Annotated in this window: 16 protein-coding genes and 1 tRNA gene; 2 read left to right on the forward strand and 15 right to left on the reverse strand. The window is 45.3% G+C overall.

Annotated features, from left to right (window positions below; all coding sequences use genetic code 11):
• Nucleotides 1–6: 6 nt before the first annotated feature.
• Together UCH003_RS11640 and UCH003_RS11645 are read left to right on the forward strand one after the other, a co-directional pair.
• Complete coding sequence (locus UCH003_RS11640) at nt 7–513, forward strand: PAS domain-containing protein (protein ID WP_060826636.1); 507 nt, start codon at nt 7–9, stop codon at nt 511–513.
• Nucleotides 485–1,939, forward strand: coding sequence for a methyl-accepting chemotaxis protein (locus tag UCH003_RS11645; RefSeq protein WP_060826637.1), 1,455 nt, complete (start codon nt 485–487; stop codon nt 1,937–1,939). The genes UCH003_RS11640 and UCH003_RS11645 overlap by 29 nt, the downstream gene beginning before the upstream one ends.
• A 26-nt stretch (nt 1,940–1,965) precedes the next feature.
• Here UCH003_RS11645 and UCH003_RS11650 read toward each other — a convergent pair whose 3' ends face one another.
• The 15 genes from UCH003_RS11650 to rpsL form a co-directional block, all read right to left on the reverse strand.
• Nucleotides 1,966–3,645 (reverse strand): sensor histidine kinase, encoded by a 1,680-nt coding sequence (locus tag UCH003_RS11650; RefSeq protein ID WP_060826638.1) that lies wholly within the window; start codon nt 3,643–3,645, stop codon nt 1,966–1,968.
• Nucleotides 3,642–5,237, reverse strand: coding sequence for an ABC transporter substrate-binding protein (locus UCH003_RS11655; RefSeq protein WP_060826639.1), 1,596 nt, complete (start codon nt 5,235–5,237; stop codon nt 3,642–3,644). The genes UCH003_RS11650 and UCH003_RS11655 overlap by 4 nt, the downstream gene beginning before the upstream one ends.
• Nucleotides 5,227–5,913 (reverse strand): response regulator transcription factor, encoded by a 687-nt coding sequence (locus UCH003_RS11660; protein WP_060826640.1) that lies wholly within the window; start codon nt 5,911–5,913, stop codon nt 5,227–5,229. The genes UCH003_RS11655 and UCH003_RS11660 overlap by 11 nt, the downstream gene beginning before the upstream one ends.
• Nucleotides 5,914–6,013: 100 nt before the next feature.
• On the reverse strand, nt 6,014–6,574 hold the full coding sequence (locus tag UCH003_RS11665; RefSeq protein WP_060826641.1) for a hypothetical protein: 561 nt from the start codon (nt 6,572–6,574) through the stop codon (nt 6,014–6,016).
• Nucleotides 6,575–6,577: 3 nt separating this feature from the next.
• Nucleotides 6,578–9,127, reverse strand: a complete 2,550-nt coding sequence (gene torA / locus UCH003_RS11670; protein ID WP_082709198.1) for a trimethylamine-N-oxide reductase TorA — start codon at nt 9,125–9,127, stop codon at nt 6,578–6,580.
• A 186-nt stretch (nt 9,128–9,313) separates the two neighbouring features.
• Nucleotides 9,314–10,585, reverse strand: coding sequence for a nitroreductase family protein (locus UCH003_RS11675; protein ID WP_060826642.1), 1,272 nt, complete (start codon nt 10,583–10,585; stop codon nt 9,314–9,316).
• 148 nt (nt 10,586–10,733) lie between these two features.
• Nucleotides 10,734–11,972: an OprD family outer membrane porin gene (locus tag UCH003_RS11680; protein ID WP_060826643.1), complete on the reverse strand. Its 1,239-nt coding sequence runs from the start codon at nt 11,970–11,972 to the stop codon at nt 10,734–10,736.
• Nucleotides 11,973–12,404: 432 nt separating this feature from the next.
• Complete coding sequence (gene yedA, locus UCH003_RS11685; protein ID WP_144441013.1) at nt 12,405–13,412, reverse strand: drug/metabolite exporter YedA; 1,008 nt, start codon at nt 13,410–13,412, stop codon at nt 12,405–12,407.
• 32 nt (nt 13,413–13,444) lie between these two features.
• A tRNA-Arg gene (locus UCH003_RS11690) sits at nt 13,445–13,521 on the reverse strand.
• 103 nt (nt 13,522–13,624) lie between these two features.
• Nucleotides 13,625–14,446, reverse strand: coding sequence for a MetQ/NlpA family ABC transporter substrate-binding protein (locus UCH003_RS11695; RefSeq protein ID WP_060826645.1), 822 nt, complete (start codon nt 14,444–14,446; stop codon nt 13,625–13,627).
• Nucleotides 14,447–14,550: 104 nt separating this feature from the next.
• Nucleotides 14,551–15,228, reverse strand: coding sequence for a methionine ABC transporter permease (locus UCH003_RS11700; protein ID WP_173636965.1), 678 nt, complete (start codon nt 15,226–15,228; stop codon nt 14,551–14,553).
• On the reverse strand, nt 15,229–16,188 hold the full coding sequence (locus tag UCH003_RS11705; protein ID WP_060826646.1) for a methionine ABC transporter ATP-binding protein: 960 nt from the start codon (nt 16,186–16,188) through the stop codon (nt 15,229–15,231).
• Between the two features lie 157 nt (nt 16,189–16,345).
• Nucleotides 16,346–18,424, reverse strand: coding sequence for an elongation factor G (gene fusA / locus UCH003_RS11710; protein WP_039672130.1), 2,079 nt, complete (start codon nt 18,422–18,424; stop codon nt 16,346–16,348).
• Between the two features lie 83 nt (nt 18,425–18,507).
• On the reverse strand, nt 18,508–18,978 hold the full coding sequence (gene rpsG / locus UCH003_RS11715) for a 30S ribosomal protein S7 (RefSeq protein WP_060826647.1): 471 nt from the start codon (nt 18,976–18,978) through the stop codon (nt 18,508–18,510).
• A 73-nt stretch (nt 18,979–19,051) separates the two neighbouring features.
• Complete coding sequence (gene rpsL, locus UCH003_RS11720) at nt 19,052–19,429, reverse strand: 30S ribosomal protein S12 (protein WP_039672128.1); 378 nt, start codon at nt 19,427–19,429, stop codon at nt 19,052–19,054.
• Between the last annotated feature and the right edge of the window lie 9 nt (nt 19,430–19,438).

Here is a 19,438-nt window from a genome sequence, read left to right on the forward strand (position 1 = left end):
TATTCCGTGGCTATTACGCAAAAGGGGAACGAGCTCTTCTTCGGCGAAGATCAGTTTGTCGTTTCCAAGACCGACCTTAAAGGTAAAATTACGTACGTTAACGATCTTTGCATCGAAATGTGCGGCTACACCGAAAAAGAGATGATCGGTGCACCCCACAATATTTTACGCCATCCCGATATGCCTCGTGCCATCTTTAAACTTCTATGGGACAAAGTCCAAGCCGGCGACGAAATCTTTGCGTACGTCAAAAACCGTACCAAATCGGGGCAATTTTATTGGGTTCACGCCTACATTACGCCGATCGTCGATACGAGAAGTGCCAAAATTATCGGCTACCACTCCGTCAGACGATGTCCAAATCCTAAAGGCCTTAGCGTAATCGAACCGCTTTACCGTCAAATGCTCGAAGCGGAAAAAAGCGGCGGTATGCAAAGCTCTTTAGCACTTCTTGACAATACTCTTGCGAAATTAAAGGTTTCTTATGCAGAATTTATCCTCTCCTACGAATAGATCGTCTTCACTGGCGCGTGTCCAGAATGCCAACGTTATTTCGTTGGCTATTTTTTTTATCGCGTTTTGTTTGGAGGTCTATTTTAACGGTTTTCACTGGATTCAAATCCTAAACCTCAGCAATTTTGCTTTAGGTTGGTTTATGTTCGTCAATATCCATAAAGTCCGCAATACGATTCACTCTTTAGCCGGCATTATTCACGACAGTGCGTGCGGAGAACTTCACGGTCGTATCGTCAACGTCGACGATGGCGGAGAGCTTAAGCAACTCTGTTCCAATATGAACACGCTTTTGGATAACTTCGAATTGGTCACTAAAGAGATCAAAGCGACGATTTTAGCGGCTTCTAAAGAGGACTTCAGCCGTAAAATCCTCCAAAAAGGCATGCACGGCGAATTCAAAGATCAAGTACAAATGATCAACCAAGCCGTTCACGCGATGCAACAGACCCACGAATTTATCGCTCGCAACACGTTGAATGCGGAATTGGCGCAGATTAGCAGCGGTTCCAACGACTTCTCTACCGTCCAAGCTAACCTCACGACCATCGTCGAACGCCTCAAAGAGATCGCCAAAGACGGTGAAATCTACGCCGACGAGACCAAAGGAAGCTACCAAAACTTACGCGATACGATCGAAAAGATTACCGCTTTGATCGAATTTGTCAACCAAAACGAGCAAAGTATCGGTATTTTAGCGCAACGAACGCGCGACATCAGCAACGTCGTCGATATGATTAACGACATCGCCGATAAAACCAATCTTTTAGCCCTCAATGCCGCCATCGAAGCCGCGCGTGCGGGCGAACACGGACGAGGGTTTGCGGTTGTCGCCGATGAAGTACGAAAATTGGCCGAAACGACGCAAAAGGCAACCGCGGAAATTTCCGTTTCGATTAAAATGCTCCAACAAGAAACGGCGGGACTCGAGAGCAACGCCGAATCGATGAAAGAAAATGCCGACGCTTCCACCAAAACGCTCGATCAACTCAGTCTCACGTTTAACAGTCTGATCGAACACTCCAATACGACGTCGACCAATATCAATACGATTCAACAAACGATCTTCATCACGCTTGCAAAAATGAACCATGCGATTTTCAAAGCCAATGCCTACAGTGCCGTTTACGTCAACGACGCAAACGCTTCGTTTCAAAACCACGAGACGTGCAGTTTGGGCGAATGGTATCATCAAGACGGCGAGAAGATTTTCGGAGATACGCCAAGCTTTAAAGCTCTCTACGCACCGCATCAAAGCTTCCATCAACACGTTCTTGCCATTAGCGGCCTGATTCGTTCGACGCAATCGAATTTGTTAGATGAGAAAAAGCAAATCATCGACTTTTTTAAAGAGGTCGAGAAAGAGAGTAAAACGCTCTTTACGACGCTAGATACGATGATCGAAGAGAAAAACGCACGCCCCTAAAAAATCCTTACATGTAAGAAACCTTCTTACATGTAAGCCGCTACTTCCGCTTCGGGAACGCTGGGTAATTTGATCGTGAACAGGGCTCCCGATTCGGTGTTTTTGACCGTAATAATGCCGCCCATATTATTTTCGATGATCATCTTGGTCATATAAAGTCCGATGCCCGTTCCCTGTTTTGCATACTTGGTCGTGAAATAAGGCTCGAAAATACGCTCCATATGCTCCTTAGCGATACCGCCGCCGTTATCTTCGATGACGATCAAAATATATTTATACCCTTTTTTGAGGTAAAGGCGAATAAACGGATTGCTAATCTCTCGCTCGCTTAAGACGTCTTTGGCGTTGGAGAGAATGTTTAAAAGCGCTTGCGCAAATTCGTTGGGATAACCGAGAACCTCCATCTTTTCGGAAATATCGAACGAAAATTCGATCCCGTGATAACGTAAAGATGCTTGCAAAATAGCGATGGCGCGTTCGCACGCTTCGCTGATTTCAAACACCTCTTTTTCCTTCGAAGGTTTAAAGAAATTTTGAAAATCGCTGATCGTGCCCGACATAAACGCATTGATTTTCATACACCGCTGAATGCTCTCAAGCAAATACCCCTCATCCAAATCGTGAAACTCGTGTTTGACTTGAAGGTTGATCAAAAGCGCGCTGAGCTCACCCAAAGGTTGTCGCCATTGATGTGCGATATTGCCGATCATCTCGCCCATACTTGCAAGTTTGCTTTGTTGAATCAGAAGTTTCTCCTGTTCCGTACGTTTGAGAATCTCTTCGTTAATTTTCGACTCTAAATTGTCGATCATCGCGTTGATCACATCTTTAAGCAGGCGCAACTCTTGCGCTTGTGCCGTCGAATGAAGGCGCGAAGAGAGTTTGCCGAGCTTAAGATCGTTGACCACGCTAATCGCGTCTTCGATAAAGAGTGTATCTTGGGTAATCGTTGCCGAAGCTTTGGAGATGCTTTGATTGAGCAGTTTTGCCATATCTTCAAGTTCGTCGCGACTGTGAAGCTCAATGGGTTTGGGTTGCGTCGTTTTGGTTTGCAAATAACCGAAAAACTCTTTGAGTCCCTCTTGCAATTTCAAAATCGAAGAGACGATATGGCTGGAGAGTAAATAGCCCGCTACGAACACCAATGCCGAGAGCAGAAGCACTAAAACGACCAATTCGTACTTCAGCGCACGCGCGCCGGTTTGAATATCCGAAAAATTGTGTTTGGTTTGCATAATCGCATCGTGCTGAAGAGACTTAAGGCGATTTAAAAGCGCCGTATAGTTTTCCCGCTCGATGGAAGTGACATGGACAAATGCCGCCTCCTCAAAACGCGCTTCCAGATAACCGCACGTCTTTTGAACGCTGTTTGAATACGCTTTCCATGCGCTGTAGGTTTGGGGATCTAACTTTGCGAAATTCTCTTCCAAGCGCGCACGCCGGTCGATAATGTCCGCCTCGATATTTTTTCGGTAATCCTCATTGGGCGACATCACCAACGAGAGGCTCATTTCGCGCAAAGCGTTGGTCGGCTCGATGTAGTTTTCCTGCAAATGCAACGTGCTTTGAGAATTCTCGAAAATCGTCGTCGCATTACGGATATTCTCTTTCGAGAGGCTAAACGTTCGTTCCGCCAAAATCAGCATACCGATAAACGAGAAACTAAAGAGCAGTAAAAGTTTGTATTTGATAGGGATTTTTTTCATGGGAACCGCTTGGGAATCACAGGTTTTTGAAGTTCTTCCGGATACGCTTTATCGCCTCTTACCGACCAATGCCGATCGGTAATTTTCGCTTTCCAAAACGGCTGCATTCCGATGCCGAGCGGCTCAAATACCAGTTCTTTGTTCATAGCAAAAACGGCATTGGGAATCGGGACAAACAACATATACGCCTCCTCTCGCGCGCGATCTTGAATCTTTTGAACTAACGTGTGAAACAACGCATCGTCTTGTTCCAGTCCGAAAAACGTTTCGATAGAACTTTTCATCAAAGCGTCGTGTCGTACGAAACTCCACGGATTGTTCTCTTGATAGCGAATAAACACCGGCCACGGATATCTGCCGTACCAATCTTGGGTATTTTGAATCAAAATATCCCACTCTTGCGTCTCATGATGATTTTTTTGCGCCAAATCGTAAATCTCTTTTTCGCTCGTCGTAATGCGGTAACGGAGTTTCACGCCGTACGTTGAGAGCTGATATTCGATGCCTTTCCATAAAAAAAGCAACGAGTCTTGCGTGGCGACGTTTAGCTCCAGCCCTTTGAGCGTACGTTCTATCATTGCCTCGTCCAAAGGACATGCTCCGTCTTTGAACGCGGCGGGGTTGAGCCTACCCTCTTTTTTATAGGTAAAGTCGAGTAAACTTTGCTGATTGAGCGCGCAATTGAGTGCTTGGCGCACCTCTTTACGCGCTACGGGCGAAGCGGTTTTGGCTAAATTAAAATAGATCGTAAAATTATGCGTTGAGGGCATGGAAACCAATTTGGCATAGGGAGAGAGCATCGTTTCGATCTTTTTATTGAAAGGAATTTGCATAAAATCAAGCCCGCCGTCTTCATATAAAGCTAAACGCAACGCTTCGGCGGTTGAGAGTTCCGTATAAAACGTAATGGTTTCGATGCAAGGATACTGTTTTTCCCAATAATAAGGATTGGCTTTGAGAGTCGCTTTGGGCGTTTGTTTGCGCCCCGTAATCATTCCCTCGGTTAAAATGTACGGTCCCAAACCGTAAGGCCCCGATGCTTTGATATTCGCACCCGTTTCCGCACCTTTCCAACCGAACGTCTTTAAGTACGCTTCGGAATAGATGTAAATCCGTGCAAGATCGCGGTAAAGCATACCGTAAGGTTGAGACAGATGCAAACGAATCGTATAGTCGGAAATTTTTTCGATGCTTTTAAGAGAACGATGAATGTTGGTGTAGTTAAACGGTTGTTTCAGAAAGTAGTGAAAATTGTGCATGACCGAGTCGGCGTTAAAAGGCGTACCGTCTTGAAAACGAACACCCCTGCGCAGTTCAAATTCGTACAAAAGCGGCGATAGTTTGGTGCTCTTGGTCGCTAAAGCGTACTCCCATCCTTGATCGTTTTCCGCCAAGCGCACCAAGCCCTCGTTCACCAAACGCGAAACGTAGTTATACGGCATCGAGGGTAAAAAGACCTTGATATGCGAACGCGGATCTCTTACATGTAAGGCGTGACGCTCGCTCGTATCTTCAACGTAAGGCTCTTCTTGTGCCGCAAAAATGCCGCAATGAAGGGTAAAAAGAAGTAGCCAAGCAAACTTATACCTCAAAGCTGTACCCCGTTTGCGAATGGTTTTTAATCGAACTGTTCGGAAGTTTTTTTCGCAAAGACTTGACCAACGTCCGAAGGGCGGCGATACTCATAAACTCCTCTTTCCAGACGTTGAGTTCGATCTCTTCGTAACTGACGATCATCCCCTTTTTACGCAATAAAAGCTCCAAAAAATCGGACTCCTTGTGCGTCAGTTCGGTCTCTTTGCCTCCTTCGTGTAAAATCCGTCTGTTTTTAAAATCGAATTTACAGTTTTTGCATTCGAGAAACAACGAACGTCCCGATTCGATCTCGCTGACGCAAAGTCTCAAACCGCTTAAAAGTTCGTTGAGCGCGATGGGTTTAATCAGGTATTTCTCAATCTTCAGCTCGATTGCGCTGAGTAGATACTCTTTATCGGTATGCGCGGTAATCATTAAAATGGGGGTTTTCTTGTCGTTTTTACGTATCTCTTTGACCATATCGAGCCCGTCTTTTCGGGGCATTCGAAGATCGGTTAAAATAATGTCGGGGCGTTGCTCGTAGTAGATGTCGAGTGCCTCTTCGCCATCACGCGCCTCAAGAACCTCTTTGAGGTAATACGCCAAGGTATTGGCCATGGGCTTTCGAATCCCCTCTTCGTCTTCGACATACAAAAGCTTCAAAGATTTGAGTTTTTCCAACCAAAGTTCCATCAGTGATCTTTTGAAATGAGCTTACATGTAATGATTCTAGCCAAGTTTATCTTTGGATGCTATGAGCCTCCTCCGCCCCGAAGAGCGAAGGAAGTGCGTGTTACTTATAGTTTTGCAGGTACTTCATAATCGAATATTTTTCGTCTTTGGAAAGCGCGGCTTGTTCGCCCATCGCATCTAAAATACTCGGCCACACGTTAGCATCAAACTCGCTTTCGGCATGCAAAGCGTGACATGTACCGCATTTGGCACCGAAAAGCTCTTTTCCCGCTTGCAAAATGCTCCCTTTGTCTTTGCCCAAAGCACTGCTAGCGACAAAACCTTTCATCGAGACGTTGAGCCAAACCGTACCGTACTCGTCCGTTTTTTCGCCGATAACTTTGAGCGCACCGGCGTTGGCGACCTCTAAGCCCACAATCAGCACTCCCGCTTTTTCATACACGACGGCACTGTCTTTAGGCTGATAGCCGATAAATTCGACTTCGGTGTACTCGCCGCTTTTGGAAAGCTCTTTGACTTCGGAAGAGACGATCAACTCGCCCAACGCCTCTTTGGCGTCGCTAGAAGCAAAGAGCGGACTGTTTTGGCGTAAAAACGACCCGCCCGCCCCGAAAAGAAACGAGGCGAGGCATAGGGTCAACGTTATCGTTTTGACGAACATTTTCTACGCTCCTTTAATGCTCGGGGCTTTAAAGATGCCGATGGCAGGTAACTCCCCTTTAAATTTTTCAATCTCCACAAGTGCCGTGGCTTGATTGCCTTGGGCAAGTTCGGAGGTCGGAATATCGGCGATCAACACGTTGACGTCGCCGTGTACGCATAAAGAGCCGATTTTGCCGGGCTCTTTAGGATCGTACCAGCCGCCCTCTTGCATTCTCACAACGCCTTCCATGACCGCTTCGGTTACCACTGCGCCCCCAAGCACTTGTCCACGTTTGTTAAAAATGCGTACGACGTCGCCGTTTTGAATGCCTCGTTTAGCGGCATCTTTAGGGTGCATCCAGATAGGCTCTCTGCCTTGAACCTCTTCAAGATCACGAAGCCATGTGTTATTGAGCTGTGAGTGAAGACGGTATTTGGGGTGCGGAGAGACCAGATTGAGCGGGAACTCTTTTGCCGTAGAACTGCCGAGCCACTCCATCGGCTCAAACCACGTCGGATGTCCTTTGCACTCTTGATACCCGAATCCCGCAATTTTTTTCGAGAAAATCTCGATTTTACCTGATGGCGTTCCCAAACGATGGGTTACGGGATTGTCCCTAAAAGTTTTGTACTTGATGAAATTTTTAGCCGCTTCGGGTGTTTCAAACTTCACAAATCCTTTTTCCCAAAATGCTTCAAACGTAGGCATCGCGACACCCGATTTTTTCGCTTTGTTGAAGGACTCTTCGTAGAAGGATTTGATCCACTCCATCTTACTTTTACCCTCGGTAAACGCCAACACCTCAGCGGCACTAAAACGTCTGAGAATGTTCACGAAAATATCAAAATCGTCCATCGCTTCGCCCGCGGGTTCAACCGCTTTTTTCATGGCAAAAATGTAGCTGTTAGTGTGTGATTTGGTGATGTCGTTACGCTCTTGCTCCGTGGTTGCGGGAAGCACGATGTCTGCCATACGCGCCGTTGCCGTCCAGAAGCACTCGTTGACGACAAAGGTCTCAAATTTTTGCCACGCTTTGATCATACGGTTACGGTCTTGGTGGTGATGGAACGGATTGCCGCCCGCCCAATACGCCATTTTCAAATCGGGATAGGTCAGTTTTTTACCGTCAAACAAGATCTCACGGCCGGGATTTTCCAGACATTCCACAATGCGTGAAACAGGAATCACGGGAATTTTACGTTGTTTCCAAGGACCGTCCACTTTGGAGTTGACGCTAATGCCCGTAAGTCCGGGAGATGCGGCAGGCGCATCGGCACTTGCCGCAGTGCCTTGGCTACCGTTGCCCATTTTGACATCGCTTAAAGGATTGCCCGTCGCCGCCGCAGGAGCCGGAACACCGCCGTCTGAGTAGTGATACGCACATCCGAATCCTCCGCCGGGAAGTCCGATCTGACCGATCATACTCGCAAGCGTAATCAGCATCCAGTGCGGTTGCTCCCCATGGTGCGCTCTTTGGAATCCCCATCCGCCCATGAGCATCGTACGTTTAGAGGCAAACTCTTTGGCTAGCATTTTAAGCACGCTGGCTTCCACACCACAAATTTTAGCCGCCCATTCAGGTGTTTTAGGAGTTTTATCCTCACCTTCACCCAAAAGATAAGCTTTAAACTCCGCAAAACCGCTGGTGTATTTTTCCACAAACTCTTTGGCATAAAGGTTTTCACTGTACAGATAATGCGCCATACCGAGCATCATCGCAACGTCGGTCGTTGGGCGCACTTTAATGTGCTCTGCTCCAAAATAGACCGCGGTGTTGTTATAAACCGGATCGATGCAGTAGAACTTGATACCGCGCTTTTTCGCTTCGGCTTTGAGTTGTTTCATATAGTCGTAGGATTGATGATCGGGCACACCCCACGCGATTTGATTGGTATTGATCGGATCACTGCTCCAAAAGACGATGCATTCGGAGTTGGCAATCAGATTTGGATACGCGGTTTGTTGATTGCTCGACTCGTCACCGCCCGTAACGTAAGGGGTAATCGCACGAATCGCATGGGTCGAGTAGGTCAAGGTACGAGACGTGTAACCGCCGGCAACACCGAGCATTCTGCCTAAAAGCGCTTGAGGATTGTTGAGACTTCCGACGCAAAACCAACCGTAACTTCCGCCGTACACCGCATCCGGTCCGTAACTTTTATAGACGCGTTTGAGCTCGTCGGCGATCAAATCAAAGGCTTTTTCCCATGAAACACGGACATATTTGTCTGAACCGCGTTTGCTTTTATCGCTTTTGTAACCGTTTTTCAAATACCCTTCGCGAACGCACGGATATAAAATTCGATCTTGTGCATAGGTACGTGCCGGAAGTCCTTGAATTAAGCTCGTCGGATAACGATCTTCCGCAAACGCTTCCACACTTTCAAAGCGACCGTTGCGCACTTTGGTCGTTACCGCACCAAAGTGTGAAGCACTCACACCATCAACGCCGTCTTGCAAAATCGAATCGCCGACTAAGGGAATCGCTTCGGCGTTCACCGTAGCGACCATCGCGCCTGCCGCCGCACCGCTTGCTTTTAAAAACGATCTTCTGTCCATCTTCTTTGTCATTGTCTGCTCCTTGAATTGAACGATTTGAGCCATACGAAAACGTATGAATCTTAAGTAAAAGTTACGTTTAGAATGTAATTTTTACTTTTATAGATGAAGCTTAACGAAAAAAAATGAGGAATTAATGAGTGTTGAGAAGCGTTCAAAAGAGCGAAAATCTATCGCAAAAAACCTTACATGTCAGCTCTAATATCCTATACTCAATGCATAGAGAATCATGCCTTCGCATTGTAAAAAAGCCTTGACTTCGTCGTCGTAATAAGCACCGATACCGCTGCACCCGAACCCTAAATACGTAGCGATCAGGTACAACCGATGTCCGATGATACCCGCTTTTTGCATCATTGCTTGGTAGTTTTGCGCATCTCCTCCTACGATAAAAAACGTCACGCCGCTCTCTTCGCCGAGGGCTTGCTCCAAGCACAAATAGCCCGCATACTTTGAAAAATCGCCTTTTTGCACGTATTTTCCTTCCCGCCAAATACCCTGCTCCATGCCGTTCACGCGGTTAATAACCGCATAAAGATCGACCCTCACGTCACAATCGCTGGGAATCGGCTCCGTTACAAAACGTATCGTTTCGAAAAATTGCTCTTTCGAAAGAGGCTTTTGCGTAAAGTCGCGAATGGAGCGACGCTTCCAAATCGCTTGTTCCCAACGTTTGTGATCGAACGCAAACGCGGGCATAGCACGTTGTTCTTCTTCCGCTTGAAGCGTACATGTCCTCCGGTACGCCTCTTCGATACGAGGATCGCATTCAAACCGTCCCGTTTCGTCTGCCGAACTCAAAGGCACGGTTAACGTTTGAGAGTTCCGCGTTTCGTCCTCTTCCCCGACAATCGCACCTGAGAGAAAAAACTCTTCGTTTTCAAAAGCAAAAAGCGTGTTTAAACCGACTCTATCCAAGGTATAGCAGACGCGATAATCGCGCTTGAAAAGCAAACACGAAGCTTCCGTCGTGCCTATTATATGCCCCGTATCGAGTAAGCAGTAGCGAAACGCACGCGTTTGATACTTCCAAGAAGAGCGATAGTAAAGTGCCGAAAACAAGAAGACGAAGCCTCTCACTTTTTTAACATGTAAGAACGTCTCGATGCCTTCGTTCTCGTTTAAATCGCCTAAACGTACCAACGCATTTTCCAAAGCACTCAGATGGTAGATTCCGTCTTCCAATCCCTCGACCGTGCGAATTTGTACGTACGTTTCCGTCGGATACAAAGCTCCGGCACTCGGGTTGGTACGCAAAGCATACGTGACGCCCGGATAGCTTTTTTGCGCCGTAATGCCGCCGATAAGCATCAAAAAACGATGCGAAGACACTTTCGCATCCAGCGCAATACGAGGGAAACTCTCAGGGTAGCTTTTAAACGGTTTTGGCGGATTGTCCCAGTCGATACGATGCGACTTCATGCGCACCGAGCGGTACGTGTGGGCCGTTTGATCATGGTAGCTTGACATGTTTGCTCCTTTAGCGTATGCTATCTTTTCATCGCTACTAAAAGCTTTACATGTCAGGATTAATCACGTCTTGAAAGTATCGTTGTCAAAAAGAGGCGTACGTAAGACAAAGAGGCGGTTTGAAACCGCCTCTTCTCAAACCGTCGGATTAAAATTTATACGCGGCTTTAAATCGAAATTCGTTGGTATCTTTAGCACCGCTATCGGCACTAAGATCTTCATACTGCGCTTCTAACACGAAGCCTTTGAGTGCACCCTCGAAAGCATAACTGGCGTAAAAATCTAAAGTGTTATAATCTTTACTTTTAGCACCCGCTGCTTGAGGAAGGTCGACCCTAACGTAACGCGCACCGATTTTAGCTTGTGCATTAATCGCGTAATTACTATCGATCGCATACGCTTTAGCATCCGCACTGTAATTACCGCTACCGATCACGTTAGCGGTATAGATGATATCCGATCCGCTTCCCACACCCGCATTGCCGCTGGTTGCGATCGTATCGGCATTACCGTCTTTATCGACTTTCGTATACGCCACATAGGTATTAAGACCGCTAAAGCCGATGCTGGCTTTTAAACCGTAAAATCCTGAATCTTCCCTGCTCATCGCGTTGTCGAAGTTGATCACGTCATACTGTCCTGAAAATCCGTACGCAAAATCGCCTGCTTTTCCCGCATACGCAAGTTCGGCATAATAGACGTCTTCTTCATCCGTAACTTCTGCCCATTGTCCCGTAACCGTTAAACCGGGGATCGATTTGTTGATCGCCAATAACGTGTATGCACCATCACCCTTTTGTCCGACTTGCGCAAATTCAGGCACGCCCGTCTCAGATGAGCTGGTTTGCGTTAAGGTACGGTTTTGGTATTTGTCGACGTATCCGGCAGCCAAGGTGGTTTGAGGAAGATCGGTATTGACGATCGTCGCACCTTCAAACGATTGTTTGATCATACGAGAACCGCTTCCGGCAACCAACGGTGTAGAGATAAATTGACGACCGATTTTTGCGGTTGTTTTACCGATCGTGTATTGTAAATAAGCTTCGGAAAGAACGGCACCTGAACCGTATTCGTCACCTTTAAATAAGTTTTTAGCGTCCTTGTCGGCAAACGGAGCAAAGTTGGATTGCATCGTCGCTCCGAATTTAAATCCGTACAAAGAGTCACTCACGTAACCAAGAACGACGCCCGTATTGAAAATGGAAGCGTTTCCTTTTTTAGCCGTACCCGTATTGGCATCGCCCGTATCTCTATCGAAGTAGTACGCGCGAAGTTCGCCGCTCACTTTACCGTTTTTAAAAGCGTCGGCTAAGGTATCCGCCGCAAATGAGCCGGACGCAAGTCCTGCAACTACGATTGCCGCCAAGCTAAGTTTAGCTAATTTCATCTATTTTCTCCTGCTGAATTTTATGAAAAGGCACGATGAGTTTAGCAAAAGCAAAATAGCATCACAACCGTATTTTTAAGCGTTTTTTCAGATTATGACCGTTTGGTAATCAAACCGTAACGAAGCTGTAACCATTGGTTAAAAAGAGGAAATGGAGACGTTTTTATTACCGATCGGTAATACGTTAAAAGGCGATACGAGAAGTTTTTTTCAAACCTTCGTATCGCAAAAGAGGCTAAAAACTATTTTTTAGCGCACGGTTTTTTCGTACCGCAGGTTTTAGAAGAAGCCGGTTTCTCAACTTTTGTCTCTTCGCTCGCAGATTTAGCCGCAGGTTTTTTGCATGCCATTGTTGTCTCCTTAAAAGATTGGATAGTGAAAGTATACTCCCATCGTGAAACAAAAATCGCTAAAAATAAACTAAAACCGTTGTCAATGCTTCTTGGATTTTCGTTTGGCTTTTGCCAAGGTGATGAGAATAACCGCACCGATAATCAGCGTTGTCGCAAGAAGTGAGCGTAAAGAGAGCACTTCATCTGCAAAGAAGTAGCCCAAAAACAGGGCAACCATCGGATTGACGAAAGCATACGTGGAGGCAAGATAAGGCGAGACGTTTTTTAAGAGCCAGACATAGGCGCTGTAGCCCACCAACGAGCCGATAAAAACCAAATATGCAAAAGCCCATAACGAACGTAAAGAGAGTGTTTCGGCATGAAACTGCTGCCATTCGCCAAAGAGTGTGCCGACGATGATGAGCACGAGCCCGCCTGAGATCATCTGCATGGCGGTCGAGAGCATCACGGAAGTCGGTAAGATCGCTTTTTGAGAATAGATCGAACCTAATGACCACAAAATCGCCGCCAAAAGTGTCAACACGAGTCCAAACGTATCAAAGTGAAGGTCGGCTTGCTCTGAGGGTAACATCAACATCACCACTCCGATAAAGCCGATGAATGTTCCAATCAGCGTGCTTCTGTTGGGTCTGGTTTGAATCTTTAAGCACCAAGCAATCGCAATCATCCACAATGGAACCGTTGCGATCACAATAGCGGCAATCGAAGAGGGAATCGTTTTTTCAGCCATTACCACAAGCCCATTTCCACCTAAAAGCAGTAGCGTGCCGATGATCGTGGTGTCTCTCCACTCGATCAGTCGTGGACGCTTTTTCTCTTTGTATGCAACAAATCCATACAACAGCACTCCCGCGATCACAAAGCGAATACCCGCCATCAAAAACGGCGGAAAGGTTTCAATGGCAATTTTAATCCCCAAATAAGTACTGCCCCATACGATATACACCGCCAACAACGCCACGACAATACTCAGGCTTTTGCGGTGTCTGGTTAAAAAATTTTCGTTTACATGTAAAGTGTTCATGCCCTTTTCCTTGGTGTGTTTGGCGATGTATCCGTGTTCTAGTTTGGCTCGAAAGGGTTTCAACGAGTCGTTTGAAGAGATCAAGAATCAAAAGGTGGTGTCCCCAGCGCGATTCGAACGCACGGCCTTCAAATTAGGAATTTGATGCTCTATCCTGCTGAGCTATGGGGACAAAAATGAAGTTTGATGTGGCGGGATTATAGCAAAAAGATACTTAGGAAATCTGAAAGAAGAAGCCTCAAAGTGCCGATGTTAAGACACTTTGAGACGAAGGATTAAAACGCAGGAACGATAGCGCCTTTGTATTTTTCAACGATAAACTTTTTCACTTCATCCGATTGAAGCGCTTTGAGTAACGCTTTGGTTTTGTCGCTGTTCTCATTGCCCGCTTTGACAACCAAGATATTCGCATACGGAGAGTTAGAAGACTCTAACGCTAAAGCGTCCGTACTTGGATTAAGTCCTGCTGGAAGCGCGTAGTTGGTGTTGATAACCGCAATGGTAAAATCTTCGATTACACGCGGTAATTGTGCCGCTTCAAGTTCCGTAAATTTAAGATTTTTTGGATTTTCAACGATGTCCAGTTTAGTTTTATGATCAGCATCTTTGAGTTTGATCAACCCCGCATTGGCTAAAACATCGAGTGCTCGTCCTGCGTTGCTTGGATCATTAGGAATCGCTACGCTATCACCCTCTTTAAGCTCTGAGAGTGCTTTAATTTTTTTAGAATAAACACCGATCGGCTCGATGTGAATATTGCCCACACTGACCAATTTCGTGCCTTGACTTTTGTTAAACTCGTTCAAATAGGGCGTATGTTGAAAAAAGTTTGCATCGATCTCGCCGCTGTCTGTGACTTTGTTGGGAATCACATAGTCATTAAAGACTTTAATTTCAAGCGTATATCCCTCTTTTGCCAAAAGTGGTTTGACCACTTCAAGAATTTCAGAGTGAGGAACTGGTGTTGCTCCAACGATGATCGTTTTTGCACTTTTATCTTCTTTTGCCGCTACTTTGTTCTCAGCTTTTTTATCGCCACTGCATCCGACGAATGCTAAAGCTGCGCTGACTAAAATAACCCCTAAACCCTTAAACATGTGTGTGCTCCTTTAAATAACTAATTGTTTAGTAAATCACTTTATTTACTAAACAATTTTGAAATCGTAACGTCATTCGTATTAAAAAGGACTGAATTGCTCTTTTAATGTTTGATGATTTTATAGAGAAAATCCCCGATACTCTGAAAAATCTGCACCAAAACGATCAAGATAAAGACGGTCCAAAAGATGTAAATACCATCAAAACGGTAATAACCATAATTCATCGCAACCGCCCCAAGACCCCCACCTCCAACGGTTCCTGCCATCGCTGAAAAGCCAACAATGATGATGAGAGAAAGGGTGATCGCTGAAATGATGCTGGGATACGCTTCGGGCAAAAGCACACGAAAAATGATTTGAAACTTGCTCGTTCCAAACGACTTCGCCGCTTCCACGACACTGGAGTCAACCTCTTTAAAAGCTCCCTCGATCATACGTGCGATAAACGGCGCCGTTCCGATCGTCAAAGGAACGATCATCGCGAAGGTTCCCGTGTGTTTCCCGACCAAAAATTTGGTCACAGGAAAAAGCACTATGATGAGGATGATAAACGGGAAAGAGCGCAACATATTGATCGTGACGTCTAAAAACTTATAGGTGTATGCATTCGGTGCGATGCCATTTTTATCGGTGGTGATCAAAATAATGGCAAGTACAAAGCCGATCAATGTCGCCAAAAAAGTCGAAACCAAACTCATCGTCAATGTCTCTAAAAGCGCATCCATAAGAACACTTTTCATGGCTAAAGATTTTTCAAAAAAAGTTACAAGTGCTTCCATTTAGAGAATCTCCCAAATCACTTCAGTTTTTGTTTGCAAATAATGCGTTACCACATTTGCCGTTTGTTCATCGACGTTGATGACCAGCGAGCCAACCACATGGTTGTTCAGCTTTTCAAGCTTTCCCCAAACGATGTTAAAATTCAGATCAAGTTCCCTTGCCATTTGTGTCACAATGGGCTGATACGAAACATTGCTAGGGAAAAACAGTCGAATATTTGCCCCTTCGCTTGGAAGCTCTTCATCTTCGCCTAAAAATTTCATCATCTTTTCATCGGGTTTTAAAAACAGCTCTTCGATGCGTCCAAGACCGATCACTTTGCCATCTTCCAGCAACAATGCGCGTGAAGCAACTTTCTTAACGACATCCATTTCGTGCGTCACGATGATGATCGTAACGCCCAGTTTGGCATTGATCTCTTGTAAAAGCTCCAAAATCGATTTGGTGGTATTGGGATCAAGTGCCGATGTGGCTTCATCGCTGAGGAGTATTTTAGGGTTTAGGGTGAGCGCTCTTGCAATCGCTACACGCTGTTTTTGACCGCCGCTTAGCTCTTTGGGATAGGCAAATTTTTTATGTTCAAGCCCGATGAGGCTTAAGAGCTCATCAACCCTTTTTTGAATGGCATCTTTGTCGTATCCCCAGACGCTCATCGGAAGGGCGATGTTATCATAGACATTTTTTTGATTGAGCAGTGAAAAGTTTTGAAAAATCATACCGATGTGGCTTCGCAAACTATTCAGTTCACTTGCACTCAAAGTTTTAACTTCTTTGTCCAAAACGCTTAAATTGCCCTCGCTGTAGCTTTCCAATCCGTTGATGCAACGAAGCAAGGTTGATTTGCCTGCGCCACTGTGTCCGACAATAGCAAAAATCTCGCCAGCGTTTACATGTAAACTGATGTCGTCTAAAACTTTTTGGTTGTTAAAATATTTACTAAGGTGTTTGATATCTATCACGTGTGACCTTTATAAAGAGGTAAAATCCAAAACGCATGATTATAACCGATTATGAATCAAAAAAACTGCTTGAAAAGAAATGGGTTTGAATAGATTGAATCAATGTTTGCAGAAAAAGAGGTGTAAAGAGCCCGAAGACTCTTTACATGTAAAAGGATTAACCGTTACGTTTTTTGATAATTTCGTCGGCAACGTTTCTTGGAACTTCATCGTAGTGATCAAATTCCATAGAGTAAGACGCACGACCTTGAGTTTGAGAGCGAAGGTCAGTTGAGTAACCGAACATCTCAGCCAATGGGCAGAATGCGTTAACGATTTTGTTACCGCTTCTATCATCCATTGAGTTGATTTGTCCACGACGTCTATTAAGATCGCCGATAACATCACCCATAAAGTCCTCAGGTGTTTCAACTTCCACTTTCATGATTGGCTCAAGAATAACCGGTTTTGCTTTTCTCGCACCCTCTTTAAAGCCCATGGAAGCGGCCAATTTAAACGCCATTTCTGATGAGTCGACTTCGTGGTAACTTCCATCATAAAGGGTAACTTTAACGTCTTCCACTTTATAACCCGCAAGAACACCGCTTTGAAGTGCTTCTTTAATACCTTTATCAACCGCAGGAATATACTCTTTCGGTACGGAACCGCCCTTGATATCGTTAACGAACTCATAACCGGCACCTGCTTCTTGAGGCTCGATTTTGAGGTAAACGTGACCGTATTGACCGCGACCGCCGGATTGTTTGGCGTATTTGTACTCTTGGTTAACCGCTTGACGAATCGTTTCACGGTAAGCAACTTGCGGTTGTCCGACTTCTGCACTGACTTTAAATTCACGTAACATACGATCAACAAGAATCTCTAAGTGAAGCTCACCCATACCGGAGATGATCGTTTGACCGCTTTCTTCGTCAGTCTCAACTCTAAAGCTTGGATCTTCTTGCGCCAATTTTTGAAGCGCAATACCCATTTTCTCTTGATCCGCTTTTGTTTTTGGCTCAACCGCAACCGAGATAACCGGATCTGGGAATACCATTCTCTCTAAGATTACAGGATCTTTTTCGCTCGCAAGCGTATCGCCGGTGAGTGTGTCTTTAAGACCGACAACCGCACCGATTTCACCGGCGTGAAGCACTTTAATCTCTTCACGTTTGTTTGCGTGCATTTTAAGAAGACGTCCGATTCTCTCTTTTTTATCTTTCGTTGTATTGTACGCATAGCTTCCGCTCTCAAGCGTACCGCGGTAAACACGAACGAAAGTTAATTGTCCGACAAATGGATCGGTCATAATTTTAAACGCAAGAGCAGCAAATTCGCCTTCATCCGTTGAATCAACGACACACTCACGACCGTCTTCGTACTCGCCTTTGATCGCATGAACTTCCGTAGGAGCCGGCATATAGTCAACAACCGCATCTAGCATCGGTTGAACACCTTTGTTTTTAAACGATGTTCCACAGATCATAGGAATGAATGTCATTGCAAGACATCCTGCTTTAATACCCGCTTTAATCTCTTCTTTGCTTAACTCTTCGCCGCCGAGGTATTTTTCCATCAACTCGTCGCTGGTTTCGGAAACCGCTTCCACCATTTTCTCGCGGTACTCTTTTGCTTTATCCATCAACTCCGCAGGAATATCAACGACTTGGTAGTTTGAACCCATCGCCGCATCGTCATCCCAAATCAAAGCTTTCATTTCGACAAGATCAACAACGCCTTTAAACGTATCTTCTGCACCGATAGGAATTTGAATCGGCACCGGATTGGCTTTCAAACGGTTTTTAATTTGTGCTTCGACGTTGTAAAAGTTCGCACCGATACGGTCCATTTTGTTTACATAAACCATTCGTGGCACTTGGTAACGGTTTGCTTGTCTCCAAACGGTCTCTGATTGGGGTTGAACACCGCCTACCGCACAAAATACCGCAACGGCACCGTCCAAAACACGCATAGAACGTTCAACTTCGATCGTAAAGTCGACGTGGCCCGGAGTGTCGATAATGTTAATTTGATGATCTTTCCAAAAACATGTGGTTGCAGCAGAAGTAATCGTAATACCTCTTTCTTTCTCTTGTTCCATCCAGTCCATGGTTGCCGCACCGTCGTGTACCTCACCGATTTTATGGGAGATGCCGGTGTAAAATAGAATTCTTTCGGTTGTCGTGGTCTTACCCGCATCAATATGCGCAGCAATACCGATATTACGAACCATGCTTATAGGGGTATTTCTTGCCATTGTCGTTTCCTTAAATGTAATAGGAGTAAAAATTGAGAAATGAGAAAGCGTGTCGCATTTGTTTGGACACGCTCATCGTCATTCTACCAGCGATAGTGAGCAAACGCTTTGTTTGCTTCTGCCATTTTATAAGTGTCTTCTTTTTTCTTAAAGGTTGCGCCTCTACTGTTAGCCGCATCTAAAAGTTCATTTGCCAACCTCTCGATCATGGTTCTTTCACTTCTCTTGCGAGCATATGAAACCAACCATCTAAGAGCCAATGCTTGTTGACGTGCAGGTCTTACTTCTACCGGAACTTGGTACGTTGCACCGCCGACGCGTCTGCTTTTTACTTCCATAACGGGTTTAACATTATCCATAGCCGTGTTAAAAATTTCAATACCTTTTAGGCTTCCGCTTCGTTTTTCGGCTAATTCTAATGCACCGTAAAATACTTGGGTTGCGACGCTTTTTTTACCGTCGTACATTAAAGCATTGATGAACTTCGTAATGACTTTATTGTTGTAGATTGGATCGGGTAATACTTCTCTTACGGGAGCTTTTCTTCTTCTCATATTATTTCCTTCAAATTTTTAAAAATTTTACTCAAATGATGTCAAAACAAAAGGACATCACCTGTGGTTAAATTTATTTAGCTTTTGGTCTTTTTGTACCGTATTTACTTCTAGACACCGTTCTTTTTGCAACACCTGAGGTATCAAGCGCACCACGTACGATATGGTATTTAACACCCGGTAAGTCTTTTACCCTACCGCCGCGTACCAATACGATGGAGTGTTCTTGAAGGTTGTGTCCCTCGCCACCGATGTAGCTAATGACTTCAAAACCGCTGGTCAATTTGACTTTGGCAACTTTTCTTAAAGCTGAGTTTGGTTTTTTAGGAGTCGTCGTATACACTCTGGTGCAAACGCCTCTTCTTTGAGGACATTTCGCCATTGCCGGAGATTTCGACTTCTTAATTACCTTTTTTCTCTCATTTCTGACGAGTTGGTTAATGGTTGGCACATTAATTCC

This window comes from Sulfurospirillum cavolei, assembly GCF_001548055.1.
Lineage (GTDB): Bacteria > Campylobacterota > Campylobacteria > Campylobacterales > Sulfurospirillaceae > Sulfurospirillum.